This is a genomic window from Gordonia phthalatica (genome assembly GCF_001305675.1).
In the GTDB taxonomy this organism is placed as follows: Bacteria; Actinomycetota; Actinomycetes; order Mycobacteriales; family Mycobacteriaceae; genus Gordonia; species Gordonia phthalatica.
This window is the reverse complement of the sequence record NZ_CP011853.1, coordinates 3,651,875-3,678,302: the sequence shown is the minus strand read 5'-3', so window position 1 is coordinate 3,678,302 and position 26,428 is coordinate 3,651,875. Positions and strand designations below refer to the sequence as shown.

The 26,428-nt window shown below is 65.9% G+C and carries 23 protein-coding genes; 15 read left to right on the top strand and 8 right to left on the bottom strand.

The genetic code is table 11. The features are described from left to right. Nucleotides 1-4 precede the first annotated feature (4 nt). Nucleotides 5-1,396 carry a DNA repair protein RadA gene (radA, locus tag ACH46_RS17260; RefSeq protein WP_062394015.1) on the bottom strand — a complete coding sequence of 464 codons (1,392 nt, stop codon included), beginning with the start codon at nucleotides 1,394-1,396 and terminating at the stop codon, nucleotides 5-7. An 85-nt stretch (nucleotides 1,397-1,481) separates the two neighbouring features. Continuing rightward, a complete protein-coding gene (locus ACH46_RS17255; RefSeq protein WP_062394014.1) occupies nucleotides 1,482-2,165 on the bottom strand; it encodes a hypothetical protein in 684 nt (227 codons plus the stop codon). Nucleotides 2,166-2,441: 276 nt separating this feature from the next. Here ACH46_RS17255 and ACH46_RS17250 point away from each other — a divergent pair, with 276 nt between their 5' ends. The 6 genes from ACH46_RS17250 (at nucleotide 2,442) to ACH46_RS17225 (ending at nucleotide 8,031) form a co-directional block, all read left to right on the top strand. Next, on the top strand, nucleotides 2,442-2,930 hold the full coding sequence (locus ACH46_RS17250; RefSeq protein ID WP_062394013.1) for a CarD family transcriptional regulator: 489 nt from the start codon (nucleotides 2,442-2,444) through the stop codon (nucleotides 2,928-2,930). A gap of 47 nt (nucleotides 2,931-2,977) precedes the next feature. Further along, the gene (gene ispD / locus ACH46_RS17245; protein ID WP_062394012.1) at nucleotides 2,978-3,613 is read left to right on the top strand and encodes a 2-C-methyl-D-erythritol 4-phosphate cytidylyltransferase; all 636 of its coding nucleotides are present in this window, start codon (nucleotides 2,978-2,980) and stop codon (nucleotides 3,611-3,613) included. 12 nt (nucleotides 3,614-3,625) lie between these two features. Continuing rightward, the gene (ispF, locus tag ACH46_RS17240; protein WP_062394011.1) at nucleotides 3,626-4,096 is read left to right on the top strand and encodes a 2-C-methyl-D-erythritol 2,4-cyclodiphosphate synthase; all 471 of its coding nucleotides are present in this window, start codon (nucleotides 3,626-3,628) and stop codon (nucleotides 4,094-4,096) included. 11 nt (nucleotides 4,097-4,107) lie between these two features. Further along, the gene (gene cysS / locus ACH46_RS17235; protein WP_062395575.1) at nucleotides 4,108-5,502 is read left to right on the top strand and encodes a cysteine--tRNA ligase; all 1,395 of its coding nucleotides are present in this window, start codon (nucleotides 4,108-4,110) and stop codon (nucleotides 5,500-5,502) included. Then, the gene (gene rlmB / locus ACH46_RS17230; RefSeq protein ID WP_062394010.1) at nucleotides 5,502-6,455 is read left to right on the top strand and encodes a 23S rRNA (guanosine(2251)-2'-O)-methyltransferase RlmB; all 954 of its coding nucleotides are present in this window, start codon (nucleotides 5,502-5,504) and stop codon (nucleotides 6,453-6,455) included. The genes cysS and rlmB overlap by 1 nt, the downstream gene beginning before the upstream one ends. Before the next feature lie 130 nt (nucleotides 6,456-6,585). Then, nucleotides 6,586-8,031, top strand: coding sequence for a phosphatase PAP2 family protein (locus ACH46_RS17225; protein WP_226995666.1), 1,446 nt, complete (start codon nucleotides 6,586-6,588; stop codon nucleotides 8,029-8,031). On the opposite strand, the gene rarD is transcribed toward ACH46_RS17225, so the two are convergent. Both rarD and ACH46_RS17215 read right to left on the bottom strand, forming a co-directional pair. Then, nucleotides 7,991-8,911 carry an EamA family transporter RarD gene (gene rarD / locus ACH46_RS17220; protein WP_062394008.1) on the bottom strand — a complete coding sequence of 307 codons (921 nt, stop codon included), beginning with the start codon at nucleotides 8,909-8,911 and terminating at the stop codon, nucleotides 7,991-7,993. The genes ACH46_RS17225 and rarD overlap by 41 nt on opposite strands. Further along, nucleotides 8,908-9,663: a LamB/YcsF family protein gene (locus tag ACH46_RS17215; protein ID WP_062394007.1), complete on the bottom strand. Its 756-nt coding sequence runs from the start codon at nucleotides 9,661-9,663 to the stop codon at nucleotides 8,908-8,910. The genes rarD and ACH46_RS17215 overlap by 4 nt, the downstream gene beginning before the upstream one ends. A gap of 31 nt (nucleotides 9,664-9,694) precedes the next feature. Here ACH46_RS17215 and ACH46_RS17210 point away from each other — a divergent pair, with 31 nt between their 5' ends. The 8 genes from ACH46_RS17210 (at nucleotide 9,695) to ACH46_RS17175 (ending at nucleotide 19,648) form a co-directional block, all read left to right on the top strand. Continuing rightward, entirely contained in the window at nucleotides 9,695-11,248 is a 1,554-nt protein-coding gene (locus ACH46_RS17210; protein ID WP_062394006.1) for a carboxylesterase/lipase family protein, read from the top strand. Beyond that, on the top strand, nucleotides 11,245-11,733 hold the full coding sequence (locus tag ACH46_RS17205; protein WP_226995665.1) for a DUF2599 domain-containing protein: 489 nt from the start codon (nucleotides 11,245-11,247) through the stop codon (nucleotides 11,731-11,733). The genes ACH46_RS17210 and ACH46_RS17205 overlap by 4 nt, the downstream gene beginning before the upstream one ends. A 178-nt stretch (nucleotides 11,734-11,911) precedes the next feature. Further along, nucleotides 11,912-13,378, top strand: coding sequence for a type I restriction-modification system subunit M (locus ACH46_RS17200; protein WP_062394004.1), 1,467 nt, complete (start codon nucleotides 11,912-11,914; stop codon nucleotides 13,376-13,378). A gap of 2 nt (nucleotides 13,379-13,380) precedes the next feature. Next, nucleotides 13,381-14,499: a restriction endonuclease subunit S gene (locus ACH46_RS17195; RefSeq protein ID WP_082399768.1), complete on the top strand. Its 1,119-nt coding sequence runs from the start codon at nucleotides 13,381-13,383 to the stop codon at nucleotides 14,497-14,499. Next, on the top strand, nucleotides 14,499-15,419 hold the full coding sequence (locus tag ACH46_RS17190; protein ID WP_062394002.1) for a restriction endonuclease: 921 nt from the start codon (nucleotides 14,499-14,501) through the stop codon (nucleotides 15,417-15,419). Before ACH46_RS17195 ends, ACH46_RS17190 begins: the two co-directional genes overlap by 1 nt. A gap of 140 nt (nucleotides 15,420-15,559) precedes the next feature. After that, nucleotides 15,560-15,751, top strand: a complete 192-nt coding sequence (locus tag ACH46_RS21365; RefSeq protein ID WP_062394001.1) for a hypothetical protein — start codon at nucleotides 15,560-15,562, stop codon at nucleotides 15,749-15,751. A gap of 59 nt (nucleotides 15,752-15,810) precedes the next feature. Further along, complete coding sequence (locus tag ACH46_RS21360; RefSeq protein WP_062394000.1) at nucleotides 15,811-16,110, top strand: DUF2335 domain-containing protein; 300 nt, start codon at nucleotides 15,811-15,813, stop codon at nucleotides 16,108-16,110. A 244-nt stretch (nucleotides 16,111-16,354) separates the two neighbouring features. Further along, complete coding sequence (locus ACH46_RS17175) at nucleotides 16,355-19,648, top strand: DEAD/DEAH box helicase family protein (protein WP_335334149.1); 3,294 nt, start codon at nucleotides 16,355-16,357, stop codon at nucleotides 19,646-19,648. Nucleotides 19,649-19,682: 34 nt separating this feature from the next. Here ACH46_RS17175 and ACH46_RS17170 read toward each other — a convergent pair whose 3' ends face one another. From ACH46_RS17170 to ACH46_RS17155, 4 genes are all read right to left on the bottom strand, one after another. After that, nucleotides 19,683-22,325 carry a UvrD-helicase domain-containing protein gene (locus ACH46_RS17170; protein ID WP_162234645.1) on the bottom strand — a complete coding sequence of 881 codons (2,643 nt, stop codon included), beginning with the start codon at nucleotides 22,323-22,325 and terminating at the stop codon, nucleotides 19,683-19,685. 559 nt (nucleotides 22,326-22,884) lie between these two features. Next, nucleotides 22,885-23,379, bottom strand: a complete 495-nt coding sequence (locus ACH46_RS17165; RefSeq protein ID WP_062393997.1) for a DUF4411 family protein — start codon at nucleotides 23,377-23,379, stop codon at nucleotides 22,885-22,887. Continuing rightward, nucleotides 23,379-24,533: an ImmA/IrrE family metallo-endopeptidase gene (locus tag ACH46_RS17160; RefSeq protein ID WP_062393996.1), complete on the bottom strand. Its 1,155-nt coding sequence runs from the start codon at nucleotides 24,531-24,533 to the stop codon at nucleotides 23,379-23,381. The genes ACH46_RS17165 and ACH46_RS17160 overlap by 1 nt, the downstream gene beginning before the upstream one ends. A gap of 147 nt (nucleotides 24,534-24,680) precedes the next feature. Continuing rightward, nucleotides 24,681-25,658, bottom strand: a complete 978-nt coding sequence (locus ACH46_RS17155; RefSeq protein WP_062393995.1) for an NAD(P)H-dependent flavin oxidoreductase — start codon at nucleotides 25,656-25,658, stop codon at nucleotides 24,681-24,683. 64 nt (nucleotides 25,659-25,722) lie between these two features. Here ACH46_RS17155 and ACH46_RS17150 point away from each other — a divergent pair, with 64 nt between their 5' ends. Beyond that, nucleotides 25,723-26,334 carry a TetR/AcrR family transcriptional regulator gene (locus tag ACH46_RS17150; RefSeq protein ID WP_082399762.1) on the top strand — a complete coding sequence of 204 codons (612 nt, stop codon included), beginning with the start codon at nucleotides 25,723-25,725 and terminating at the stop codon, nucleotides 26,332-26,334. Nucleotides 26,335-26,428: the final 94 nt, after the last annotated feature.

Genomic DNA, 26,428 nt, shown 5'->3' with positions numbered 1-26,428 from the left:
TGCCTCAGAACGGAGCCTGAATCACGTTGCTGCGGGACGATCCGCGAGCGGCCTGGTAGGCCTCCAGCAGGTTGTTCACCCGGCTGATGCGGATGCCCTTCGGGAGCTCCTCGTCGCTGCCCGCGGGGATGATCGCGTGCTGGAAGCCGAGACGCTTGGCCTCGGCCACGCGACGGGAGATGGACGAGACCCGGCGGACCTCCCCGGCGAGCCCCAGCTCGCCGATCGCGACGGTCGACGACGGGATCGGCACGTCCTTGTGCGATGAGTAGAGGGCCAGGAAGATCGCGAGGTCGGCGGCCGGCTCGGTGACCTTCATGCCGCCGACGGTGGAGGCGTACACCTCCTTCTTGCTCGCGGTGATGCCCGCGTGCTTCTCCGCAACGGCCAGCATCATCGCGACGCGGGAGGAGTCCAGCCCGGACACCGCGCGGCGCGGCGAGGTCATCTGGGTGTCGTTGAGGAGGGCCTGGATCTGGCCGACCATCGCGCGACGACCGTCCATCGCCACCAGCGCCGCGCTGCCCGCGACCTCCGACTCGTGCTGGTGCAGGAAGATGCCCGACGGGTCGGAGACCTCGTAGATGCCGTCGGACCGCTGCTCGAAGCAGCCGACCTCGTCGGACGGACCGAAGCGGTTCTTGATGCCGCGCACCATGCGGAGCGACGAGTGGCGGTCGCCCTCGAAGGCCAGCACGACGTCGACCAGATGCTCCAGCGAGCGCGGTCCGGCGACGTTGCCGTCCTTGGTGACGTGACCGACCAGGATGATCGCGATCTCGCTGGTTTTCGCGAGTGAGACCAGCGCGGTGGTGACGGCTCGGATCTGGGTGACGCCGCCGGTGACGCCGTCGGTGCCGGTGGCGACCATCGTCTGGACGGAGTCGACGATCATCAGGGTGGGTGAGACCTGCTCGACGTGGCCGAGGACGGTCGCGAGGTCGGTCTCGGCGGCCAGGAAGATGTTCTCGTGGACGGCGTCGGTCCGCTCGGCGCGCAACCGCACCTGCCCGGCCGACTCCTCACCGGTCACGTACAGCGCCGTCTTGCCCTGCGCGGCCCACTGTTTCACGGTCTCGAGCAGCAGCGTCGACTTGCCGACGCCGGGCTCGCCTGCGAGCAGGATCACCGACCCGGGAACCACACCGCGGCCGAGCACTCGATCGAACTCGGCGATGCCGGTGGGGGTGGCCGTCGCGGCGTCGGCGCGAACCGTCGTGATCCGGACGGCGGGGCTCGACGGCGCCACCGACGTGGTCCCCGCGCGCGCCGCGACCGCTGCCGGAGCGGACTCGGAGATGGTTCCCCACTCGCCGCAGTCGGGGCATCGCCCGATCCACTTCGGCACCTGATGGCCGCACCCGGAACACCGGAAAATCGATTTCGCCTTCGCCACGGGAGCCACTGTAGGCGACGCCTACGACAGCACCCCGATCCCAAAGGGGACCGGGGTGCCGAGGTGGTCTATCCGAGAGTCGAGGTCACTCGCCCTGACGGTCGCGGACGATGTCCTGGCGGCCGGGGAGGGTGTTGCCGTCGACCGGGGTGTCGATGGTGGTCGACACGGTCTGAACCTTCTTGCCCTGGAGGTCGTAGACCGAGAAGTTGAAGGTCAGCGGCGTCGTCAGGCCCGCGGCGACGGTGTTGCCGGTGTTGTTCAGCTCGACGGTGAAGCGCGGGACCTCGGTCTTGTCGTCGGCGCCGGTCAGGGCACCGGCGGGCTCGCCGGCCTGCAGTGCGGTGTTCGGGCGCAGCTCGGCGGGGTTGCCGTCCTTGGCGTCGGTCGGCGGGGTCACCTTCACATCACCGGTCTTCGCGGTGATGCTGTCGAGCTTCACCGTGCGGTTCACGCTGTCGTTCGAGACGAGGAACGCTACCTGGAACGGGCCGCCGTCGCCGAAGATGGCGTCGGCCTTGTCGGTCGGGTACAGGATGTGGACGTTGCGGACGGCGATGGTGCCGGAGCGGTTCGTGTCGCCGCTGACGTCGCTCGGCGCGAGCTGGATGGTTCCTGCCGCACCGGGGACTGCGGGGGCCTGATTCGCAGTCTGCGAGATCTTGCCCGAGCCGCAGGCCGTGGTGCCGAGAGCGATGGCGATGCCGAATGCGCCGACAGCAGCTGCCGAGGCCAGACGTCGGGTGGACCGATTGAGCACTGACACCATTTCCTCCGGTGGTCGTCGCGGTATCCGCTAGGTAGCGGGGTTCACTACGCAGCGTAGTGGGCGGGCGCCGGAAAAGTTCCTCCGGGTCGCCGAAACATCTCGGTAATCGTAGCGCCGCAGCCGTCGCGTTCGGACCGCAACCGCGTGTCCGGAACATGGTGAACTCGGTGCGTATACCACGATTCACCTGCTGCCACCTGGGTTGACCTGCACCGTTGGTGAAGGGGTGTCGGCGGCGCGTGTTAGACTGGTTACATTCGAAAGGGGTAGTGGACATTGAATTTCAAAGTTGGCGACACCGTTGTTTATCCCCATCACGGTGCGGCTCACGTCGAAGACATCGTCGTTCGAACCATCAAGGGTGAAGAGGTCGAATACCTCGTTCTGAAGGTCGCCGACGGCGACATGACGGTTCAGATTCCGTCGAGCAAACTCGAATACGTCGGTGTGCGGGACGTCGTCGGTGAAGAAGGACTCGATCAGGTCTTCCAGGTGCTGCGGGCTCCGCACACCGAGGAACCGACCAACTGGGCGCGTCGCTTCAAGGCCAACCAGGAGAAGCTGATCTCGGGCGACATCATCAAGGTCGCCGAGATCGTCCGCGACCTGTGGCGTCGCGAGCAGGACCGCGGTCTGTCGGCAGGTGAGAAGCGCATGCTGACCCGTGCCCGTCGCGTACTGGTCGACGAGCTGTCGCTGGCACAGCACACAGATGACGAGAAGGCCGACAGCATGCTCGACGAGATCCTGGCCGAGGCATCCTGACCGAAAACCGTCGCGGCCGTGTGGCCGCGTTGATTCTGGCAGCGGGTATGGGAACCCGTCTCGGAGAGGCGATCCCGAAGGCGTTCGTCGAGGTCGACGGTGCCACGCTGCTGGAACTCAGCGCGGACGCGGCCCGGAAGTCGGGCGCGGTGGACCAGATCGTGGTCGCCGCCCCCGCAGAGCTCATCGAGAAGGCAACTGCCCTCGTCCCCGACGCCGTCGTCGTCGCGGGAGGAGCCGAGCGCAGTGACTCGGTACGGGCCGGCCTCGCGGCCGCACCCGACGCCGACCTGTTTCTCGTTCACGACGCAGCACGCGCGCTCACGCCGCCCGCGCTCTTCACCTCCGTGGTGCAGGCGCTGGCGGGCGGGGCGCGCGCTGTGGTTCCCGGAGTCCCCGTCGCCGACACCCTCAAGCGGGTCGACGCCGACGGCACCGTGGTCGACACCCCGGATCGCAGCGAACTCCGCGCCGTCCAGACCCCGCAGGGATTCACCGCGGACGTCCTCCGCGAAGCGCACAGCGGCGGCGGCGACGCCACCGACGACGCGGGTCTCGTCGAAGCCCTCGGCGTTCCCGTCCGGGTGGTGCCCGGCGACGCGATGGCGTTCAAGGTCACCACACAATTCGACCTCGCGATGGCCCGCATGATCCGATCCCGGACGCCGTCGAACCGACCGTAGGAGCACCCCGACATGGACATCCGAACCGGTATCGGCACCGACGTTCATCCGATCGAACCCGGCCGCGAGTGCTGGATGGTCGGCCTGCTGTTCGACGACGCCGACGGCTGCTCCGGACACTCCGACGGCGACGTGGGCGTCCACGCCCTTTGCGACGCCCTGCTGTCCGCCGCCGGTCTCGGCGATGTGGGCGCCGTGTTCGGCGTCGGGCGCCCCGAATGGGCCGGCGTCACCGGCGCGGCGATGCTCGTGCACGTCCGTGACCTGATCGACGCGGAAGGTCTCACCCCTGTCAACGCGGCGGTGCAGGTCATCGGCAACCGACCCAAGATCGGACCGCGCCGTACCGAGGCGCAGCGGCGGCTGTCGGAACTGCTCGGCGCCCCGGTGTCGGTGTCCGGCACCACCAGCGACGGCCTCGGCCTCACCGGCCGCGGCGAGGGGATCGCGGCGGTGGCAACAGCACTGCTTGCGCTGAAGTAGAATTGCAGGCCGTGACTCTCCGCCTGTTTGACTCGGCCACCCGCGAGGTACGCGACTTCGTTCCCCTTCGACCCGGAACGGCTTCGGTGTACCTGTGTGGTGCGACGGTTCAGGGCGTTCCCCATATCGGACACGTGCGCAGCGGCATCGCGTTCGACGTCCTGCGCCGCTGGCTCGCCCACCGTGGCCTCGACGTGCTGTTCGTGCGCAACGTGACCGACATCGACGACAAGATCCTCCGCAAGGCCGCCGAGGCCGGACGTCCGTGGTGGGAATGGGCCGCGACCCATGAGCGCGAGTTCACGCAGGCCTACGACGCCCTCGGCGTCCTACCTCCGTCCGCCGAGCCGCGCGCCACGGGCTTCGTGACGCAGATGGTCACCTACATGGGGCGGCTCATCGAGCGCGGCCACGCCTACACCGCCGACGGCAATGTCTACTTCGACGTCCGCAGCCTCCCCGAGTACGGCGCCCTCTCGGGTCACAAACTCGAAGACGTCCACCAGGGCGAGAGCGCGGGCACCGGCAAACGCGACCCCCGCGACTTCACCCTGTGGAAGGCCGCGAAACCCGGTGAGCCGTCGTGGCCCACCCCCTGGGGCGACGGCCGGCCAGGCTGGCACCTGGAGTGCTCGGCGATGGCGACGTCGCTGCTCGGTGCCGAGTTCGACATCCACTGCGGCGGCATGGATCTGATCTTCCCGCATCACGAGAACGAGATCGCCCAGAGTCACGGCGCCGGGGACGGCTTCGCGCAGTACTGGCTGCACAACGGCTGGGTGACGATGAGCGGCGAGAAGATGAGCAAGTCGCTCGGCAACGTCGTCTCGATCCCGGTGATGCTGCAGAAGGTGCGTCCCGTGGAACTGCGGTACTACCTGGGCAGCGCTCACTACCGCTCGATGCTCGAATACTCCGACAAGGCGCTCCACGAGGCGGCCGCCGGATACCGGCGCATCGAATCGTTCGTGCACCGCGTCGTCGACCGCGTCGGTGACGTGACGGTCGGCGAGGTGACCGACGACTTCGCGGCCGCCCTCGACGACGACCTCGGCGTGCCCGCGGCGCTTGCCGCCGTCCACAACGCGGTCCGCGAAGGCAACACCGCCCTCGAGGCCGGCGACGGCGAGCAGGCACAGGCGGTCGGCGCATCGGTGCGCGCGATGACCGGAGTGCTCGGCACCGACCCGCTGGACCCGCACTGGGAGGTGGAATCCGGCAGCGACGACGCGCACGCTGCGCTCGACGTCCTGATCAAGGCAGAATTGGAGCGGCGGGCGCAGGCCCGGGCGGCGAAGGACTGGGCGGTGGCAGACGAGGTGCGCGACCGCCTGGCCGAAGCAGGCATCGACGTCACCGACACTCCCGACGGCGCCACCTGGGCGCTCAACTCGAAGGAAGACTGATGGCGGGGAACTCGCAGCGCCGCGGCGCGATTCGTAAAGACGGAAGCAAGAAGGGCCAGACTGTCGGCTCCGGTGGTCAGCGCCGACGCGGTCTGGAGGGGCGCGGCGCCACACCGAAGGCTGTCGACCGCGTCTACCATCCGGCGCACAAGAAGGCGAAGGCCGCGGCCAAGGCCGCCGGTCGTCGCACCCACCGCAAGTCCGAGGACGGCGGCCCCGAGTACGTGGTCGGTCGCAACCCGGTCGTCGAGTGCCTGCGCGCGGAGGTCCCCGCGACGGCGCTCTACGTGATGGGCACGGTGGACGCCGACGAGCGCGTCAAGGAGGCCGTGCAGACCGCGGGCGACCGCGGCATCTCCATCCTCGAGGCCAGCCGCGCGGAACTGGACCGCATGTCGCCCAACGGCATGCACCAGGGCTTGGCGCTGCAGGTGCCCGAGTACCGGTACGCGCACCCCGACGATCTGATGGCCGACGCCCTCGCGAGCGCGCAGGCTCCGCTGCTGGTGGCCCTCGACAACATCACCGACCCGCGCAACCTCGGCGCGGTGATCCGCAGTGTCGCGGCGTTCGGCGGGCACGGCGTGTTGATCCCGCAGCGGCGCAGCGCGGGCATGACGGCCGTCGCGTGGCGCACCAGCGCCGGCGCCGCGGCACGACTGCCCGTCGCGACGGCACCGAACCTCAACCGCACCCTCATCGACTGGGCCAAGGCGGGCGCGCAGATCGTCGGTCTCGACGCCGGCGGCGACGTCTCGCTGGACGAGTACGACGGCACCGGCCCGGTGGTCATCGTCGTCGGGTCGGAGGGCAAGGGCCTCTCGCGACTGGTCCGGGAGAACTGCGATTCGATCCTGTCGATCCCGATCGCGAGCAGCGTCGAGAGTCTGAATGCCTCGGTCGCGGCGGGCGTGGTGCTCGCCGAGTTCGCTCGGCAGCGTCGTCTGGCCTGATCGGGCGACCCTCGGGGGTTTCCCGCATTCCCGACTAAACGGCCGGAATTGTGGCTGTCGACAACCGGTTGAATGACGATTCGATCACTCGATGTCTACTGTTCAGTAAATGTTCACTAGCGTGTAGTGAATGTTCAGTGGGGAATCCGTGCGTTCGATGGGGGCGCAACTGCGTTCGGGACGCCGCGTCGAATTCTCTGGCGCCATGTGGGCGCTCCTCGTCGGTGTGCTCGTCGCGTTCGCTCTCGCCATCGAGATCGTCGCGCGGGTCAACCACATCCGCGGCCCGCTGAGCCTGCTGGCCACCGACCTCGTCGGCCGACCGCAGATCGGCGAGATCAAGATCGCCGGAATGCTGCTGGCTCTGGTCTGCCTGCCGTCACGCCTGCGCCTGCCGGTCTTCGGGATCACCGTGGGCCTGGAACTGGCGTGGAACCTGCAGCGGGTCCTCGTCGGCAACGCGGGCACCGTCGGCAACGGCATCCTGTTCGTCCTCCTCGGTCTGATCGGCTTCGCCGCCTGGCAACTGCACGGCGCCGAACGCGCCAGCACCATGAAGGCCGCCGGCCTCGGATTGCTGCTGATCGTGATGGGGCGCGTCGGCGACGTGTGGCTGGTCCTGTCGAGTCGCGCCAACCCGACGGTCTTCGACGAGTACGTCGAACTCGCCGACCGTGCGCTTGGCAGTCCGTCGTGGGCCGTCGGCTCCATCGTGTCGCAGCACGCGTGGCTCGCTGAGATTCTCAGCAAGGTGTACGTCTACCTGCCGGTCGCGGCCGCGGTGATCGCCTTCTTCCAACTCCGCAACAGTGCGCGCGACGGCTTCCCTCGGCACCACATCATCCGCACCTTCCTGCTGATCGGCATGATCGGCCCGGTGGTCTACTTCCTGTTCCCGGTGGTCGGCCCCACCTACGCGTTCGGGCACGAGCTGGCCGACGCCGGCTGGCAGGACGTGTGGCCGATGCAGCTGCCGATCATCGGTGATCCGGGAGCCCTGTTCTACGACCAGGGCATCGCGCGCAACTGCATGCCGAGCCTGCATACCGCGTGGGCCATGTGCATCTTCCTGCACGGCTGGCGCGGCCCGCTGGCGTCGAAGATCTTCGGCACCGCCTGGTTGGTCGGCACCACCGGCGCAACCCTCGGCTTCGGTTTCCACTACGCGATCGACGTCCTCGCCGGCGCCATCTTCACCCTCACCCTGGAGGCGGCGCTGACCCGACCGGAGCTGGGGTGGTCCAAGCATCGGCTGTCGGTCATCGCCGTCGGCACGACCATCTTCTCCGGCATCCTGCTCTCCACCCGCTACCTGTCCGTCGAGATGGCGACCAGCGGAGCCATCGGCGGCCTGCTGTTGATCGGTGCGGTGCTGGTGGTGGCTGCGGGCTTCCTTACCATCGAGCTCCATCCGGATGTGCAGGAGATCCCGGTGGACATGGCGCCGCTACCGCCGCGTCCGGTCGCGCTTCAGGATCGCGCCGCCGATATGGCTCACGCGGCCCGCACCTGGGCGGGACAGACGGTCGGTTCGATCAGTCGTGAGCTGAAGAAGACCGAGTCGACCAAGCTCTGAGGACGCTGTCGGCGGCCAGCAGTGCCAGGGCTACCCAGACGATCCCGAAGCCGATCCAGCGTTCGCGCGGCAGATGCTCGTCGAGCACCAGCACCGCGCACAGCAGCTGCATGATTGGCGTGATGAACTGGATCAGCCCGATCGACACCAGTGGGATGCGGCGGGCGGCCGCCGCGAACAGCAGCAGCGGGATCGCCGTTGCGACGCCCGACAGGACCAGCAGGCTCGTGTGGCCCAGATGATCGCCGAAGGTCAGACCGACCGGGGTGAACGCCACGACCGCCAGGATCACCGCGGCGGCGGGGGAGAGGATCGCAGTCTCCAGCGACAGGCTGTGCAGCGCGGGGAGGGTGTCGCCGACCTTCTTCTTCACCAGGCCGTACAGGGCGAACGAGACGGCCAGGATCAGCGCCGTCGTGGGGAAGGTGCCCGCCGCGACGGCGAGGTAGACGCCCGCCACCACGCCGACGGTCACCGCGGCCCACTGGAGCGGTCGTAGACGTTCGTGCAGCACCACCACGCCGAGGGCGACGGTGGTGAGCGGGTTCAGGAAGTAGCCGAGCGCGGCGTCGCTGGTGTGTCCGGAGGTCACTGCGGCCACGTAGACCACCCAGTTGACCGCGATGAAGATCGCGGCGGCGGTGACGCCCGCCAGCAGGCGGGGCTGTCGGCGCAGGGGCGCGAGCCACGCCCAGTCGCGCAGCACCGCCAGGACGATGCCGCACAGCAGCAGCGTCCACAGGATGCGATGCGCCAGGATCTCCCACAGTCCCGCGGGGCGCAGGGCGTCGAAGAAGATCGGGAACAGGCCCCAGATGGCGTAGGCGCCGAACCCGGCGACCAGGCCCCGCGCGTTCTCTGAGCCGGTCTTCGCGATCATCGAGCGCGCACGACGACGTCGGCGCCGGCCAGTGCGGCGCGGACGTGGCGTGCGTGCTCGACGGCCCCGGGGGTGTCGCCGTGTAGGCAGACCGAGTCGGCTGCGACGTCGAGCACCGTACCGTCGACGGCGACGATCTGCCCCGACTGCGCCAAGCGGACCACACGTTCGGCCACTCGGCTCGGGTCCGTCAGCAGTGCCCCCGGCTCCGAGCGCGGCACCAGCGTGCCCTGGGGCGTGTAACCGCGGTCGGCGAAGGCCTCCAGAATCACCGGCAGACCGGCGTCGCGTGCCAGCCGCTGCGCCTCCGATCCGGGCAGACACATGAGGGGCAGACCGGCGGCGGCGACGGCGTCGACCACGGCTCGAGCCTGGGCGGTGTGATGGACGATCGTGTTGTAGAGCGCACCGTGCGGCTTCACATACTCCACCGTCCCGCCGACGGATTCGGCGAGTGCTCGGAGCGCGCCGACCTGGTACAGGACGTCGGCGACGAGGTCGTCGTGCGTCACGTCCATGAACCGGCGGCCGAAGCCCGGCAGGTCGGGGTAGGAGACCTGCGCACCGATCCGCACGTCGGCCTCGACTGCGTTTCGGCACGTCCGGTGCAGCAGCGTCGGGGTGCCCGCGTGGAAGCCGCACGCGATGTTGGCGCTCGTCACCAGGGCGAGCATCGCGGCGTCGTCGCCGACGCCCTCACCGAGGTCGGCGTTCAGATCGATTGTGCGGGAAGGGGAGGCCACGTCGTTCATGGTAATGACCGTTTCCCGATAGTCTCGACCCATGGCAGTTATGGAAACCGTGGTCCAGACGCTCGACGGCGCAGTGGAGGGCAAGCGCGGCCGACTCGGTCGGCGCGGGACAGTCTCCTGGCTCGGTATCCCGTTCGCGGAACCCCCGGTGCGGCAGTACCGTTGGCGCGCGCCGCGGCCGCTGACCCCGTGGCCGGGTGTCCGCGAATGCTTCGACTACGGCAACGCACCGATCCAGGAGAAGCTGTTCACCGCGCGCGGCGCGGGCAGGTTCCAGCCGCGCAGCGAGGACTGCTTGACTCTCAACGTCTTCACCCCCTCCACCAGGTCGGTGACGCCGCGCCCGGTGATGGTGTATTTCTACGGCGGCGCCTACATCCTGGGCGGCACGTCGACGCCGATCTACGACGGTTCGTATCTCGCCCGGTCCCGTGACGTGATCGTCGTGACGGTGAACTACCGTGTCGGGCCGCTCGGGTTCATGGACTTCAGCGATTACTCCACCGATGAGCGCCGGTTCGACAGCAACCTGGGCCTGCGCGACATGGTCGCCGGCCTGGAGTGGGTGCAGCGGAACATCGCCGAGTTCGGCGGCGACCCCGACCGCGTCACGATCTTCGGTGAGAGCGCAGGCGGATCGGCGGTCCTCACCCTGCTGTCGACGCCGGCCGCGGAGGGCCTGTTCTCGCGAGCCATCTCGCAGAGCCCGGCCCCCGACCTCGTCGTCACCAAGGAGAACGCGCAGATCTTCGCCGACGAGTTCGTCCGACTCCTCAAAGATCCGTCGCGGCGCAAGGGCGCCGAGCGCGACGAGCCGCCGCTCGACCCGGCCGAGGTGGCCCGCGTCGTCGGCGACGCCACCGCGCTCGAACTGCTGGCGACCGGCAACAAGCTCCTCGGGTTCACCCGCGCCGCACAGATGAGCGACCCGATCCCGTTCGCGCCCGTCATCGACGGCGACTACCTGCCGCTGCGGCCGGTCGACGCCGCCCGCGCAGGCAAGACGCTCCCGGTGCCGACGATCATCGGCAACAACAAGGACGAGGGCGAGCTCTTCGTGCGGTTCTGGAAGATCCTGCCGGACTCGTCGCAGGCGCTGGTGGGCATCGACGATCCGGAGATCAGCGAAGCGCTGCAGCGGTTGTATCCGGGGAGGCGCGACGACGTCCGGCTCTCCGCCGACGCCACTTTCTGGACGCCGACGATCCTGTTCGCGGGCTATCACAGCGCGCACGCGCCGACCTACGTCTACCGGTACGACTATGCGCCGACCCTCCTGCGCGCCAGCGGGATCGGCGCCACGCACGCCACCGAGCTGTTCGCCGTCTTCGGGATCTACCGCGACCCGATCGGCGCGGGCCTGGCCGCCGCAGGCAGCTGGGGGTCCACCAAGCGCATCACCGCCACCCTGCAGTCGCGGTGGACCTGGTTCGCGCGGACCGGGAAGCCCGCGACCGACTGGCCCGCCTACTCCGTCGACGATCGTCGCGTGATGATCCTCGACGACCCGACCCGCGTCGAGGTCGATCCCGACGGGGAGCGTCGCGCCGCATGGGAACGCGTGCACCTTCAGGTGACCGGGTGACCCGACGCGCGCTGCCGGCGGTCGCGTGCTGCGCGGCCGCCCTCATCCTGACGGGCTGCTCGGGCGGGTCCGACGACGGTGGTATCACCGACTACGCGCCCGCACCGACCACGGTGTCGTCGTCCCCGGTCGTCGAGTCCCCTTCCGTCGAGTCCCCGTCTCCGACGCCCGTCCTGCCGCCGCCCTACATCGAGTCCGCGACGTGGGTGGAGACCGAGGTGGGGCCGAGCCTGCAGATCGCGCCGACTCCGAACGGCCGCCAGGTGTCGTCGCCCACGGCGGGCGATGAGGCCTGGGCGGAGGTCCTGAAGCTCGACCCGTCCGCCGACACCCCCGGCATGAAGGACCAGTTCCTGTGCCACTGGACCTACGCCCGCCTGGTCCAGCCGAACAAGCCCACCTGGAACATCGAGCCCGACCGCCCCGTCGTCTCCCCGGACGAGATGGTTCGGACCAGGTGCAACCCGGGGTTCGCGGAGGAGTGAGGGGACTCGAGCCCTTACTCCGCGGTCGTCGCATTCCGCGCCGACGCTCCGTCACCCCACGCTGATCGAGCAAGCGAGGAGCGCATCGAGATCGACGCCGGGCTGGGCCCCGGGAACAAACACCCCCACGCACCATCTGACGGCAGAAATGTCCGACCTTGGCGCTAGAGTCTGACCCGTGATCACCGGTGACTTGAAGAATAAGATCGACGCCGTCTGGAACTCGTTCTGGTCGGGCGGCATCAGCAATCCTCTCGAGGTGATCGAGCAGGTCACGTACCTGCTGTTCATCCGTCGCCTGGACGAGTTGCAGACGCGCGCGGAGAAGAAGGCGCGGGTCACCGGGAAGATCGAGAACCCGACGTTCCTGCCCGGTCAAGACCATCTGCGATGGAGCGTGTTCAAGAACTCGGCCCCGGAAGTCATGTACCGGACCGTGGGTGAGGAGGTGTTCCCGTTCCTGCGGCAGCTCGGCGGCGACGATTCGACGTTCGGCGAGCATATGAAGGATGCTCGCTTCACGATCCCGACGGCGGCGCTGCTGAGCAAGGTCGTTGACATGCTCGACGACATCCCGATGGACAACCGAGACACCAACGGCGATCTCTACGAGTACCTGCTGTCGCAGATTGCCTCCGCCGGTAAGAACGGTCAGTTCCGGACGCCGCGGCACATTATCGAGATGATGGTGGCGATGACCGCTCCCGCGCCCGGCGACGAGATCTGCGATCCGGCGTGCGGCACCGCAGGCTTCCTGGTGGAGGCCAGCGAGTACGTGCGCGAGCACCATGCCGACGCGCTGCTGAATGCGGAGCAGCGCAACCACTTCCACCACTCCATGTTCCACGGCTACGACTTCGATTCGACGATGCTGCGGATCGGCAGCATGAACATGCTGCTGCACGGCATCGAGGCTCCGGACATCCGCTACCGTGACTCTCTTTCCGAAGGTGCGAGTGAGGATGCGGATAAGTACACGCTGATTCTGGCGAACCCGCCGTTCGCCGGCTCGCTGGACTACGAGTCGACGAGCAAGGAGCTCCAGGCGGTCGCGAAGACCAAGAAGACCGAGCTGTTGTTCCTGGCCTTGTTCTTGAAGTTGCTGAAGCCGGGTGGTCGTGCGGCGGTGATTGTGCCGGACGGCGTGCTGTTCGGCTCGACGAAGGCGCACAAGGCGTTGCGGACCATCCTCGTCGAGGATCAGAAACTCGACGCGATCGTGAAGCTCCCATCCGGGGTGTTCAAGCCGTACGCGGGGGTGTCGACGGCGATCGTGTTCTTCACGAAGACCAACTCCGGCGGCACCGACGACGTCTGGTTCTACGACGTGCAGACCGATGGTTTCTCCCTCGACGACAAGCGCAACCCGATCGAGGCCAACGACTTGGCGGATGTGGTCGCGCGCTGGAAGACCCTGTCGGGCAAGGACTCACCCGAACGTGCGCGGGCCCGGACCGACCAGAGCTTCCTGGTCCCGAAGGCCGACATCGTGGCCCAGGGCTACGACCTGTCGATCAACCGGTACAAGGAGATCGAGTACGACGAGGTGGAGCATCGCCCGCCGCTGGACATCATCGCCGACATTGAAGCGCTGAACGGTGAGATCGCCGCCGGTGTGGCCGAGTTGAAGGAGATGCTGTCGTGAGGATGGTGGAGCTCGGTTCGGTATGCACCATAACAATGGGGCAAGCCCCGTCGGGTGATTCATATAATGGGAGCGAAGACGGGCTACCGCTGATTGCAGGTGCAGGCGACTTCATGAACGGCACAATTCTGCCGAAAAAGTACACGACCAGACCAACAAAGGTATGCAAACCTGGCGATATTGTCTTGAGTATTCGCGCCTCGATCGGAGCGAAGGTTCCAGCGGATGCTGATTACTGTCTTGGGCGTGGTGTTGCGGGACTGACAGCAGGACCTGAACTTGATAGTTCCTATCTGTGGCATTTCTTGTCGAAGGCAGAGCGTGAACTATTTTCGAAAGGGAAGGGCGCAACCTTCCTTCAGGTGAACCGTGCTGATATTTCGGAACTGGAGATCCCCCTCCCTCCCCTCGACGAACAACGCCGCATCGCCGCGATCCTCGACCAAGCCGACGCCATCCGCACCAAGCGTCGCCAGACGTTGGCCCACCTTGACGACCTGTCGCGTTCGATTTTTCGCGGAGCGATCGAAGGGCGGGATTGGTCTGGGAGGGTCGAAGGTATTGCCGAGGTACAGATCGGTCCTTTTGGGTCCCTCCTTCACAAGCATGACTACATCAATGATGGCATTCCAGTGATCAACCCGATGCATTTAGTTGACGGCAAGATTACTGTGGACAGGTCGTTCTCGGTATCGCCCGAAAAAGCAGCTGGCCTTACCGCATTTCGTCTGATTGAGGGAGACGTAGTGCTAGGGCGCCGGGGCGAAATGGGTCGTGCAGGCCTGGTGAAACGTGAACACGTTGGTTCGTTGTGTGGCACAGGATCGATGATTCTTCGGCCGCGTGAGGGAATCGTACCGGAGTACTTGCATGCCTTGATGGCATCGGTCAGGATGAAGGACCATCTTAAGCGGAATTCGTTGGGTGCGACCTTGCCGAACCTGAACAGTGACATTGTGCGCAATGCGCCAGTGCCTGAGCTTGCCGAGGATCAGCAGAAGAGCTATCGGTCGAGGAATGAGTGCATTGCTCGCATGGCCGAGGCTGTTCAACGCGCTCTAGCAGCCGATGACGAACTCTTTGCCGCCCTCCAATCCCGAGCATTCCGAGGTGAACTCTGATGGCAGCACCGACGTGGGATCAGTACATGGCGCCGACACTGCGCGCTTCGCTGGACGGTGAGATCCGTCGGAATCGGGACCTCGTTCAGGCCGCATCAGACCTTCTCGGGCTGTCGGAGGAGCAGCGCGCGATCGTCATCCCGTCCGGCCAGAACCAGTGGGTGAACCGTGGGAACTGGTCGCTGTCGTACCTGACTCGGGTCGGGGCGTTGGAGCGGACGAGTCGTGCGCACTATCGGATCACCGACGTCGGACGGAAGCTGCTCGCCGACCATCCGGACGGGATCACGGAGAAGCATCTCCGCGCGCTGTCCGGTGACCCCAATGCACCGCACACTTGGAAGGCCTTTCCAAGTCCAAGTGGGGAACCTGCGGCGGTGGTGCCGTCAGAAATCGAGACGGTGCTCGATCCTCGTGAGCAGATCGAAGAGGGGATTGCGCGGATCAAAGCGGACGTTGCCGATCAGTTGTTGAACCGACTGCTGGATCAGGATTGGGCGTTCTTCGAGAAGGCCGTGCTGGACCTGCTGATCGGAATGGGATACGGCGGAGTTGAGGGATCGGCACTTCATACTCGGCTGTCGAAGGACGGCGGCATTGACGGGGTGATCGACCAAGACGCACTCGGCCTGTCGCGCATTTATGTCCAGGCGAAGCGGTATGCGCGTGACAACATCGTCGGGCGGCCTGCGATCCAAGGCTTCGTCGGGGCTCTCGCCGGCAACCAGGCCAGTCAGGGCGTCTTCATCACGACCAGCAGGTACAGTGCCGACGCCATCGCCTACGCCGACTCGGTGCCGACGCGTGTCGTCCTGATCGACGGAGACCGGCTGACTCGCTTGATGATCAGGTTCGGTGTCGGCGTCCAGGTGAAGCAGACGCTGCACGTCGTTGAAGTGGATGAAGACTTCTTCGAGTAGGTTCTTCGAACATGTCTTAATCGTCCGTTATGTCGGTATAGTGCGGAGGTGTTGCGGGAGGGGCCGTGCAAGATCTGCTGGTGCTCGACGCACTGCGGAATCGGATCGCGATGTTCGGGGATCGGGGTTAGGGTTGAGGTATGACGAGCGTGACGAATCGGACGCATCGGCGGAGTCTTCTCCGGTCGATCGAGCGTGGTCTCGAGGGGCTGACGCTGGATCAGACCACGCGGATTCGACGCATGCGCATGCGGATCGAGGAGATGGATCGGGAGCCGATCTACGACGAGTCGATCAGTCGCTCGATCAGTCGGGCGATGAAACGCAGCTGACTGAAGTCGCTCAGCAGGTCGCGATCGAACTGACCCAGCATCGCCGGTGGTCTGGCCCAATGCCGCCGGCGCAGGAGATGCGCGACTATCAGATGCTGATTCCGGACGCGGCCGAACGGATCATGCGAATGGCTGAGTCGCAAACTGTCGACAGGTCGCGTCGCCAGGATCGTCTGGTCAACGCGGAGATCGACAACGCAAAGTCTGATCGGAGCATGGCCACGTTCTTCCTGCTCGCGTTCTTCGTCGCGGCGGTTGTCTTCTTCTCAGTCGGAAACAACGTGGCCGGTGGCTTCCTGCTGTCCATCCCGGTGTTGGGGGTTGTCCGGACGATGTGGCCTTCGGGACGCAATGACTAATGGAGGTAGTGGCGGGGCTGGTCCTCGCCGGCGGCGTCTGTGACGGAGGTGGGCTCCGCTGGGTACCAGAGTGAGTCGTGGCCGAGGTGGTGCTTGTCGGGGCTCGGCGGGGAGACCTCGAGTGTCCCGTTTCTGACCGGTATGTCGTAACCACGGCATAGGATTACATGCGATGGGCAACTTCGACTTCGTACACACCACGCTCCCGGCAGTCTATGAGGACTGTGCTCGGGCCGAGAGCTATATGCAGTCTGATCCCCGGTCGGCGTGCGTCTACGCGCGTCGGGCAACGGAACTCCTGGTAGGACATCTCTACCGAGTGATGAACCTGGCCGACCCGTACCGGGACGACCTGTCCGCACACATCAACGATGGTGTGTTCAAGGCCCGGGTGGGCAACGGAATCGTCGCCAAGCTGAACCTGATCCGCAAGGTTGGCAACACTGCCGCGCACGAGGTGCAGCCGATCCCGCCGAACGCGGCGTTCCAGGTGATCAAAGACCTGCACCACGTGATGCTCTGGGCGTCGTACAACCATTCGCCGAATCCCGCAGCGGCGCCGATGGGCGCACCGTTCGATGTCGCGCTGGCCAAGAAGTCGGCGCCGCTCAGCAAGGCCGAGGTTGCTCGCCTGCTGAAGATGTTCAACGATCAGGACGAGGCGCACAAGCAGGCGCTCGCCGAGAAGGAAGGGCTCCTCGCCGAGCAGGAAGCGGAGATCGCCAGGCTCCGCAAGGAGATCGAGGCTGCCCAAGCGACCAAGACCGCACCCGACGACCGCGACTACGACGAGGACGCAACGCGCGACGCCTTCATCGATGTGCTTCTGAACGAGGCCGGCTGGCCGCTGGACCAGGCGCGCGATCGCGAGTACGAGGTCACCGGGATGCCGAGTGCTAGCGGCACCGGTTACGTGGACTACGTCCTCTGGGGAGCCGACGGCCTGCCGCTCGCTGTGGTGGAAGCGAAGCGAACAAGCAAGTCGCCGCAGGTGGGCAAGCAGCAGGCTTCGCTCTACGCCGACTGCCTGGAACGGAACCTCGGTCGACGCCCTGTCGTCTTCTACACCAACGGCTACGAGCATTGGATGTGGGACGACGCCGCCGGCTACCCGCCGCGTCAGGTCCGCGGCTTCTACACGCGCGATGAGTTGGAGCTCCTGATCCAGCGGCGCACCACTCGGCAGCCGCTGTCAGCCGCGCCGACCAATGCCGAGATCGCCGGCCGCCCCTACCAGCAGCGGGCCATCCGAGCGATCGACGCGGTGTTCGACAACAAGAACCGCGAAGCTCTCCTGGTCATGGCGACCGGAACGGGAAAGACGCGGACCGTCGTCGCTCTCGTCGATCAGTTGATGAAGGCCAACTGGGTGAAGCGGGTCCTGTTCCTCGCCGACCGCACGGCCCTGGTCTCGCAGGCTGTCGGCGCATTCAAGGAGCACCTGCCGAGCGCCACCACCGTGAACCTGGTGACCGAGAAGTCCACGGAGGGGCGAGTCTTCGTCTGCACCTACCCGACGATGATGAACTTGATCAATGCCGTCGACGAAAGTGGCCGACGTTTTGGTCCCGGCTACTTCGATCTCATCATCATCGACGAGGCGCACCGCTCGGTGTACGCCAAGTACGGTGCGATCTTCGACTACTTCGACTCCCTGCTGGTGGGCTTGACCGCGACGCCGAAGGACGAGGTGGACCACAACACGTACCGCCTGTTCCATCTGGAGGACGGTGTCCCGACCGATGCGTACACCCTGGAGGAGGCCGTCGACGCCGGCTACCTGGTGCCGCCGAAGGCCATCAGCGTCGGCACCAAGTTCCTTCGCTCGGGTATCCGGTACGACGAGCTGACCCCGGACGAGAAGGACCAGTGGGACCTGCTGGACTGGGGTGAGGACGGACCGCCCGACGAGGTGGACTCCGAGGCGATCAACCGTTTCCTGTTCAACACCGACACGGTCGACAAGGTGTTGAAGCATCTGATGACGCAGGGGCACACGGTGGAGGGTGGTGATCGGCTCGGCAAGACGATCATCTTCGCCAAGAGCCGCAGGCACGCGGAGTTCATCGGCGAGCGTTTCGACATCAACTACCCGCAGTACGCGGGACAGTTCGCGCGGGTCATCACGCACGGAACGCCGTACGCGGAATCGCTCATCGACTCGTTCAAGCAGGCGGACAAGGCGCCGCACATCGCGATCAGTGTGGACATGCTCGATACCGGCATCGACGTGCCCGAGGTGGTGAACCTCGTCTTCTTCAAGATGGTGCGCGCCAAGTCGAAGTTCTGGCAGATGATCGGCCGCGGCACCCGACTGTGCCCGAACCTGTACGGGCCGGGCCACGACAAGAAGGACTTCTTCGTCTTCGACTTCTGCGGCAATCTCGAGTTCTTCAGCCAAGACCTGCCCGGCTCTGAGGGACAGACGCAGAAGTCGCTGTCGCATCGGATCTTCGAGGCACGCGTCGCACTGATCCGCGGACTTGCGGCCGCGGAGGACCCTGCTGAGCGAACGCTTCGCGACGACACGGCCGTCACGCTGCGCGAGATCGTCGCAGGGATGAACCTCGAGAACTTCGTCGTGCGACCGCACCGCCGGGCCGTTGAGCGGTTCGCGGAGGCCGGCGCCTGGGAGTCGCTGTCTGCGGAGGACGCCGAACAACTCGACGCGATCGCCGGGCTGCCGTCGACGGTGGGCGACGCCGACGAGCAGGCGAAACGATTCGACATCTTGGTGCTGCGTCGTCAGCTCGCACAGCTGGACGGGGACACGTCGACGGCCGAACGCATTCGGGAGACCATGCAGGCGATCGCCGCGCAGTTGAAGGGCATGGACGCGATTCCCTCGGTGCAGCAGCAGATGGAACTGTTGGAGTCCGTCGCCGGCGACGAGTGGTGGATCGACGTCACCCTGCCGATGCTGGAGGTGGCGCGTCTGCGGATCCGCGGTCTCGTGAATCTGATCAGACGGGAGCCCACGAATCCTCTCTACAGCGACTTCACGGACACGATGATCGACGGCGTCGTCGTCGACCTCCCGGGCGTCACTCCGGGCACGAATCTGGAGCGCTTCCGTTCAAAGGCGGAGGCGTACCTGAAGGCAAACGTGAACCACGTTGCACTGCAACGCCTTCGTCGCAACAAGCAGTTGACCGCAGACGATCTGACGTCGTTGGAAACCATGCTCATCGACAGCGGTGTCGGCGACCAAGGGGATCTGACGTGGGCGTCATCCCAGCCCGGAGGCTTGGGCATCTTCATCCGCGGCCTGGTGGGGCTGGACCGCGGGGCGGCGTCGGAGGCGTTCGCGGAGTTCCTCGACGGCTCCCGCTTCTCCGTCGAGCAGATCCGCTTCGTGGACCTGATCATCGACGAGCTGACCAAGAACGGCGTCATGGAGCCGGGACGGTTGTTCGAGAGCCCGTACATCGACAACGCGTCCGACGGCGTGGCCGGAGTCTTCGACGACAACGGTGTCGACGGGATCCTGGCGGTGCTGCAGTCGGTGCGGGAGTCGGCGTTGGTGGCGGCGAGTTGACGAGTCGGCGGGACCGGGGGCGTACACGCGCACGCTAGAACGGTCTGCGCGGCCGGGGATGCGAGAAGATCAAGCGGTCGTTCTGCCAGCCTTCGAGGGTGACGCCGGCGTGACGCCCGATCCAGCTGTCCCTGGCCCTGTCCTCATCTAGTTCATCGAGCACTGTCCACCAGTACTTTGCACCTGTGCGAGAGCTGAACTTGAATCGGTTTTCTTTCAGCCACGATCTCACGACTTGGAATTCGTCATCGGACAACTTGGAGAAGAACACACGAATCTCGACACGGTCTGATCGGTCCTGGACCGCAGTCCTCAATTCCGCCCAGGTCGCTTTCCGGATGATCAGCGAAGCGGGCAGCCGACTCCAGAACATGGACTGGCCTGTTCTGGGAACGAGAACGTCGAGGTAGTTCTTGGGGCGACTGGTCCCGACGTAGAACAGGCGCCGTTCCGCCTCCACAAGTGACGGGAAGGTGTCGCCGAACACGGTGCCGAGGGCCCACGTCGGGTGGACGAGGGGATACGACTCCACGTCGACAGCGGTCAGGATGACGGCGTCCGCCTCGCGCCCTTTGAACCCGTGGACCGTACCGAACTGCACATCGACGTCGCCGCGATCCAATAGCCTCAGGAGGCGGGCCCCGTACTCTTCGATTCCCTTCAGTTCGATGGACTTTCCGTCGATGGACGTCCAATACGAGCGTGTGCGTCTGCGGTCCAGGACCGCAACCGATCGCGGAGGGTCTGCGTCCAGGTGTGAGGCGATGAGGCGGAGCAGTGCGGGGGTCAGGAGGTCGCCGCTGAACTGTTCTGCTTCGTGGCGGGTCGGTACCAAGTCGTCGAGGACCAGCTCGCGGATCTCTCCGTCGCCTCGGACGATCGGCCACGCGGGGAACCCGTGCCCCTCCATCACTGCATTGCCGAGTGCGACGACACGACCGATCGACCGTCGGTTGGAGCGAAGCTGGAAGCGTTTGCCGCCGGGGAAGTACTCGTCGAAGTCGGTGAAGTACTTGGTCGTCGATCCCGCGAACTCGTTGATGGCCTGCCAGTCGTCGCCGACAGCCATGACTTCGGCCTGCGGTGCGGCATCGAGGACCTGCCGAAGGAGCTCGTAGAAGACCGGCGAGAAGTCCTGGAACTCATCGACGATGATGTACCGAAGCGTCCGGATGTCACCTTCGACGCGGCCTCCGCGGCCGAATTCGACGGCGCCCGCTGCCATCTCGTCGACGGCCCGCCACAGCAGGCCGGTGAAGTCGATCTGCGAGGTCTCGACGAGCAACTCCGCGTAACGGTCCACGGCCTCAGCGCCGAGCTCCATGAACTCGTCGACGATGGCGGCCGAGGAATCGAACCGGGCCCACTCCGCTCGCAGGTCCGAACCCGACCAACGACGCTGACGGGCACGGTTGATCGTGCTCGTGATGATGTCGGTGAACTTGCCGATGGACCGTTTCCTGATCTGCGACCAGATCTCGTCCTCCGAGAGCCGGTCCGGACTCAGGCCGATCTCGGCCAAATCGGCGAGGAGCATATCGGGGAAATCTGGACGAGCGATGTCGCGTGGTGCGTACTCCAGAAAGTGCACTTGATCCGACGGTTGGACGGAAGCATTGTGTTCCTTCCAGAACGCGCGCTTCTGCGAGGTCTGCTCGTCGTAGTCGGCGTCGCCGGTCATGCCGAAGTACTCGATGACGATCCGCGCGCGGTGCTGAGCATCGAAGATGGTGAAGTCTGGGTGGTACGGACTTCCATTCCACGCGAAGAACTTCTCGTACCGGTAGGCGATGCCGTGCTCGGCCAAGGTGTTGGCGATCAGCTTCTCGCCGAACGACTTCACGTATTCGCCGCGAATCGTCTCCTGACGCAGCGATCGGCGGAACTGGACCTGCAACTCCGGTGGAAGGTCGTCGCCGCGGCGCGAGATCTCCGCCCAGTCCTGCCTCGCGTACTCGAGCATGAGATCGCGAACACGGTTGATGTGCGCGGGGTCGTGGACGAACTCGTCGATCACCGTCTGGACCAGCCGGCTCAGCGGGCGCGACGTCTCGCTCGAGTCCACCAGGATGTTCTCCGGTGGTCTCGCGATGCGTTTGGCCAGAGCGTGGAAGGTCATCGCGTGCGGCACGGTCGCGTCGGGCAGGTACTTGGCCAACCTGTCCGCGACTTCCTGCGCTGCCGCGGTGTTGAAGGCGAGAAACATGATCGATCGCGGGTCGACGCCGTGGACGTCGATCAGGTAGGCCGCGCGGGCGATCATGGTGGCGGTCTTCCCGCTTCCGGCGCGTGCCTCGACGATCGCATGAGCGCCCGCCGCTGCGATCGCGATGGCTTGCTCGTCGTCGGGGACGAACCCCGACATGTGTTCTCGGCACCAGGATTTGACGTGGCCGACGGCGAGTCCCGCGAAGTCGCTGTCGGCCACGGCGCTTCGGAAATTCGCGTGTCGGAGCCATGCCCTGGCCGCAACCGGGCCGTCGCGGGTGATGCGAGCCTTCAACGACTCCCTGATGCCGTCGGAATTGAGTCGGTATGTGCGTGCTGCGGTCCTGCCCACCCTGTCGACTTCGAGGTGCTTCGCCAGCATCTCCTCGGCGGCGCGTAGGCGCTGTTCGACGTCGTCGACGTGATACTGCAACCGTCTCTTGGAATCGTCCGCCGCGATGTCGATCATCGACTGGAGGTTTCGGCGTTCGCGTTTGAGGTGCGGTAATGCGTCACTGGCATCTCGTAGGCTCTGGTGCTCGGCCACCAGCTGATCGAGGCTCAGCTCGAAAGCGGATTCGGTTTCGTTGCTGCGAGCCGCGTCGATCAACGGTTCCAGCAGATCTGTCCACTCATGCTTGTGGAGACGTAGGTAGACCTCCGAAAGCAGGTCTCGTTCAACCTCGGAGCGTCCCGACATCGGGCCAGTGAGAGAGAAGACCGTCGCTACCGCATCGTTGAAAAGGAGAGCTTCATCCGGAGGTCCGGAGTAGAGCGCCGACAATGACTTGAGTGCGTCGTACAGGCCTTCGCGCAGCATTCCAGCACCTCCTGAGCGCGCTGTTCGGAGGGCGAGCCGATTACTAAGATATCGGATTGGGCGTTCTGTGTGGGTTGGCGGTCAACGGCGCTTAGTCCGCACTTTTGGACCGCGTAATTGTCCAGATGTACGGAGTAGGCATCAAGAGCTCCGCGGACCGGACCAGACCGGACGCGACTAGTTTCAGCACTCGCCGGGGCTCGGTAGATTAGGCGGGCAACTGCAGCCCGAACCGAGCGCCGGACGCCCGGAGCATGTCAAACGTATTGACAGTGTGCACTCCCATGGCGTGGCAGGCGTCGGGGATCAAGACGCGCTTCCGTGCTGTTGGCTGAGAGATCTCGTGGGTGACGACGACGTGGTCGTGCTCGCGGGCGTAGGCGATGAGGAGGTAGTCGGTGTTGTCGCCGGTGAACTTCGAGAGCGCTGCCGGCGTGAAGCCGGTTGACGTGGCCCATTGCGTCAGCGGTGCGAAATGCCGCGTAGTTGCTTCGTCGATCGGGCGGAAGAACGTTGGACGCCGCTCCGCCCAGGTCGCGAGCGCATCCGTACCGACTGTCAGTTCGGTGTAGACAGCGTCAATGCTGCACACCAGGTTCTGCTGGTGCGCGTGATCGATCCAATCCCAGAAGCCGGGGGCGAGATCGAAGGCGTAGTAGCGGTTCTTCGCCTCGATGAGAACGTTCGCGTCGACGAGGTACATCACGCGACCCCGACTCGCTCTGCGAGTTTCTCGAACGTGGCGTGCGTCTTCGTCCCGAGCAGCTGATAAGCGTCGCGGTAGGCAGTGGTCCCTTCGACGGTGCTTCCGATGACGGATCGGGTGAACCGTCGGCTGAGCCGAAGCGGTTGAGTGTTGTAGAAGTCGCCGCCGTCGCTGCGCTTCGTATCGCGGATGAAACTCAGGAGACGGGCGCGTTCGTCGTTGTAGACCTGCTGGTAGTCGGCCCAATCCAGCAACGTTATGTCGAACAGGCGCTTGATCACAACGAGCGTGCTTGCACGAAACAGGCGTGCGAGTCGAGTGATCTCGATCTGGTCGGCGTGACCGTTGAACTCGTCGTGCAGGACAGATCTGGGTACGAGCACCTCGGCCGCAACGCGATTGCACCAGAGTTCGTCGGTGACGCCGGACGTCGCGGTCGGTGCAGCGTCGGACAGTGCGCTTCCGCCGAGCCAGACGTGCGCCAGCTCATGGATCAGTGTGAACAGTTGAGCGGCCTTTGTGTCACTGCCGTTCACGAAGATCAACGGCGCGACGGGATCTGCGAGCGCGAACCCGCGGAACTCGTCGGGATCGAGTCGTCGGTGCGTGTCGCTGCCGACTATGCCGCTCACCATGACGAGCACACCGAGCGACTCGACACGATCGATCAGCGCACGAAGTGCGGCACTGGGACCGGCAAGCCCGCGTCGGTCGGCGACCTCGAAGTCGAGGCGTTGCCGGATCTGTGCGGCTACCTGTTCGGCGGGATCGGAAGCACGCGCAGCGCCCACGAAGTCGGGAGAGTCGATGCCGTGTTCCTCGACGTAGCCGCGGTACCAGTCCTGGCGATTCTGGCAGGTGTAGATCGTGTCGAGGAGATTCGCGGACGGAGCGGCGATGTCATCGTTGCCGATGGTCCTCATGTCGGGGATCGGGACCTCCTCAACCGGAGGTCGCGGAAGGAAGAGCAAGCCGAACGGGGTGTGCGTCGCCTTGGCGAACGCCTCCAACTGCTTCAGCGTTGGACGGGCGGTACCCGTGATCCATGCCTCGAATCGTGGTGCGCGGCGTTCGACAGTTTCTCGGTCCCAGCCTGCGCGCTCGGCGGCCCAGCGCAGAAGGTCTGGTTCGACGTCGACTCGAACTGTCATCTGCGGCCCCTTCCCCGTCTCGCCCGGTGGCTGTCCACTTTACGGAGACGCGCGTGAAACCGGGAATGAGTTATCCACAGTTCTGCGAATCGCCGGTATTCGTGTGCGCAGGAAATACTCGGATGCTGCGGAGCCTCAGCGGATGCGTCAGACAGCGGCGCCGACTCGCTCGAGCAGTCCCTCGCGCGCTGCGCGGTATTCAGCGGCAAGACGGTCGACGGTCTCGGCGACGGTGGTGCGCTTCGCGACCGAGCCGATGCCCTGGCCGGAGCCCCAGACGTCGCGCCAGGCCCGGACCTCGCCGAGGCCGCCGCTGAGCGGGTTGGGGCCGGACTCGGGCTTGGGGAGGTTCGCGGGGTCGAAGCCGTGGGCCTCGATGCTGCCGCGCAGGTAGTTGCCGTGGACGCCGGTGAAGGTGCTGCTGTAGACGATGTCGTCGGCGCGGGAGGCGACCACCATGTCCTTGTAGTCGTCGACCACGTTGGCCTCATCGGTGGCGAGGAACGCGGATCCGACGTAGGCGAAGTCGGCGCCCGCGGCGAGGGCGGCCAGGATCGAGCGACCGTGCGCGATGGCACCCGACAGCAGGAGCGGGCCGTCGAACCAGGTGCGGATCTCCTGGACCAGCGCGAACGGTGACAGGGTTCCGGCGTGGCCGCCCGCGCCGGCGGCGACGGCGATCAGGCCGTCGGCCCCGCGCTCCACGGCCTTGTGGGCGAAGGTGTCGTTGACGACGTCGTGCAGGACGATGCCGCCGTACGAGTGGACGGCCTCGTTGACGTCGGGCCGCGCGCCGAGCGAGGTGATGACGATCGGCACCTTGTGCTCGACGATCGTCGCGAGATCCTCCTCCATGCGGATGTTGGAGCGGTGGACGATCTGGTTGACGGCGAACGGTGCGACGACGGCGTCGGGGTTCGCGGCGGCGTAGGCGGCGTTGGACTCGGTGATCTCGTCGAGCCAGTCTGCTAGCTGCGACGCCGGCCGGGCGTTGAGCGCGGGGAACGAGCCGATGACGCCCGCCTGGCACTGGGCGCTGACCAGCGCAGGACCGGACGCGATGAACATCGGAGACGCGACGACGGGCACGGTGAGCGGGGTCTGCAGGATCTCGGGAAGCGACATGAGAAGCACGATACAGTCAGAAGTGACTGTTTTGTCAATGGTGGACTCGGCAGAAGTGTGGAGAATGAGTCTGGTGGAACGACGACAGCAGGACCGCGCGGCGCAGACGCGGGACACGATCCTCGACGCTGCCGCCAAGGTGCTGTTCGAGGAGGGGTACTCGGCGGCGACGACCCTGCACATTCAGCAGGTCGCAGGCGTAACGAGGGGGCGGCTGCTGCACCACTTCCCGTCGCGCGAGATGCTGCTCACCGCTGCCGTGCATCACCTCGCCGAGGTTCGGATCGCGGAGTTGACAGCCGGTGTGACGATCCCCGACGACCTGTCCGACCGGATCCGATTCGCCGTCGAGGCGATGTGGAACATCACGGGGCAGTCGTGCTTCTGGGCGTCGATGGAACTCTGGATGGGGGCGAGGACGGCGAATCCCGAACTGCGCGAAGCGCTCTCGGGTGTGGAGCACCGGATGCTCGGGATCCTCCGCGACCGCGCCGATGAACTCTTCGGTGCGGAGGTGACGGCGCGGCCCGACTACGTGCGGACCCGCGAGGTGATGATCACCTCGATGCGCGGTGCGCGCCTCGCATACACGTTCCACCCGCGCGATCCGGAGACGGATCCGTCGCTGGGCTACTGGGAGGCGATGTTCGCGGAGATCGTGGGGAGTAGGGGCTGACCCTGCCCGGGTGCCGGTGGCCTCGATACGCGTCGTTGCTCGCAGGCTCGCAGCGTCGCACTCGACCAGCCGGGAAAGGCGCCGGTGGCCTCGA

Excerpts from the sequence above, each read along its gene's own strand:
- ACH46_RS17255 (WP_062394014.1), bottom strand. The coding sequence starts at position 2,165 with ATGGTGTCAGTGCTCAATCGGTCCACCCGACGTCTGGCCTCGGCAGCT.
- ispD (WP_062394012.1), top strand. The coding sequence starts at position 2,978 with ATGGGAACCCGTCTCGGAGAGGCGATCCCGAAGGCGTTCGTCGAGGTC.
- ispF (WP_062394011.1), top strand. The coding sequence starts at position 3,626 with ATGGACATCCGAACCGGTATCGGCACCGACGTTCATCCGATCGAACCC.
- rlmB (WP_062394010.1), top strand. The coding sequence starts at position 5,502 with ATGGCGGGGAACTCGCAGCGCCGCGGCGCGATTCGTAAAGACGGAAGC.
- ACH46_RS17225 (WP_226995666.1), top strand. The coding sequence starts at position 6,586 with ATGTTCAGTGGGGAATCCGTGCGTTCGATGGGGGCGCAACTGCGTTCG.
- rarD (WP_062394008.1), bottom strand. The coding sequence starts at position 8,911 with ATGATCGCGAAGACCGGCTCAGAGAACGCGCGGGGCCTGGTCGCCGGG.
- ACH46_RS17215 (WP_062394007.1), bottom strand. The coding sequence starts at position 9,663 with ATGAACGACGTGGCCTCCCCTTCCCGCACAATCGATCTGAACGCCGAC.
- ACH46_RS17210 (WP_062394006.1), top strand. The coding sequence starts at position 9,695 with ATGGCAGTTATGGAAACCGTGGTCCAGACGCTCGACGGCGCAGTGGAG.
- ACH46_RS17195 (WP_082399768.1), top strand. The coding sequence starts at position 13,381 with ATGGTGGAGCTCGGTTCGGTATGCACCATAACAATGGGGCAAGCCCCG.
- ACH46_RS17190 (WP_062394002.1), top strand. The coding sequence starts at position 14,499 with ATGGCAGCACCGACGTGGGATCAGTACATGGCGCCGACACTGCGCGCT.
- ACH46_RS21365 (WP_062394001.1), top strand. The coding sequence starts at position 15,560 with ATGACGAGCGTGACGAATCGGACGCATCGGCGGAGTCTTCTCCGGTCG.
- ACH46_RS21360 (WP_062394000.1), top strand. The coding sequence starts at position 15,811 with ATGCCGCCGGCGCAGGAGATGCGCGACTATCAGATGCTGATTCCGGAC.
- ACH46_RS17175 (WP_335334149.1), top strand. The coding sequence starts at position 16,355 with ATGCAGTCTGATCCCCGGTCGGCGTGCGTCTACGCGCGTCGGGCAACG.
- ACH46_RS17170 (WP_162234645.1), bottom strand. The coding sequence starts at position 22,325 with ATGATCGACATCGCGGCGGACGATTCCAAGAGACGGTTGCAGTATCAC.
- ACH46_RS17165 (WP_062393997.1), bottom strand. The coding sequence starts at position 23,379 with ATGTACCTCGTCGACGCGAACGTTCTCATCGAGGCGAAGAACCGCTAC.
- ACH46_RS17160 (WP_062393996.1), bottom strand. The coding sequence starts at position 24,533 with ATGACAGTTCGAGTCGACGTCGAACCAGACCTTCTGCGCTGGGCCGCC.
- ACH46_RS17155 (WP_062393995.1), bottom strand. The coding sequence starts at position 25,658 with ATGTCGCTTCCCGAGATCCTGCAGACCCCGCTCACCGTGCCCGTCGTC.
- ACH46_RS17150 (WP_082399762.1), top strand. The coding sequence starts at position 25,723 with ATGAGTCTGGTGGAACGACGACAGCAGGACCGCGCGGCGCAGACGCGG.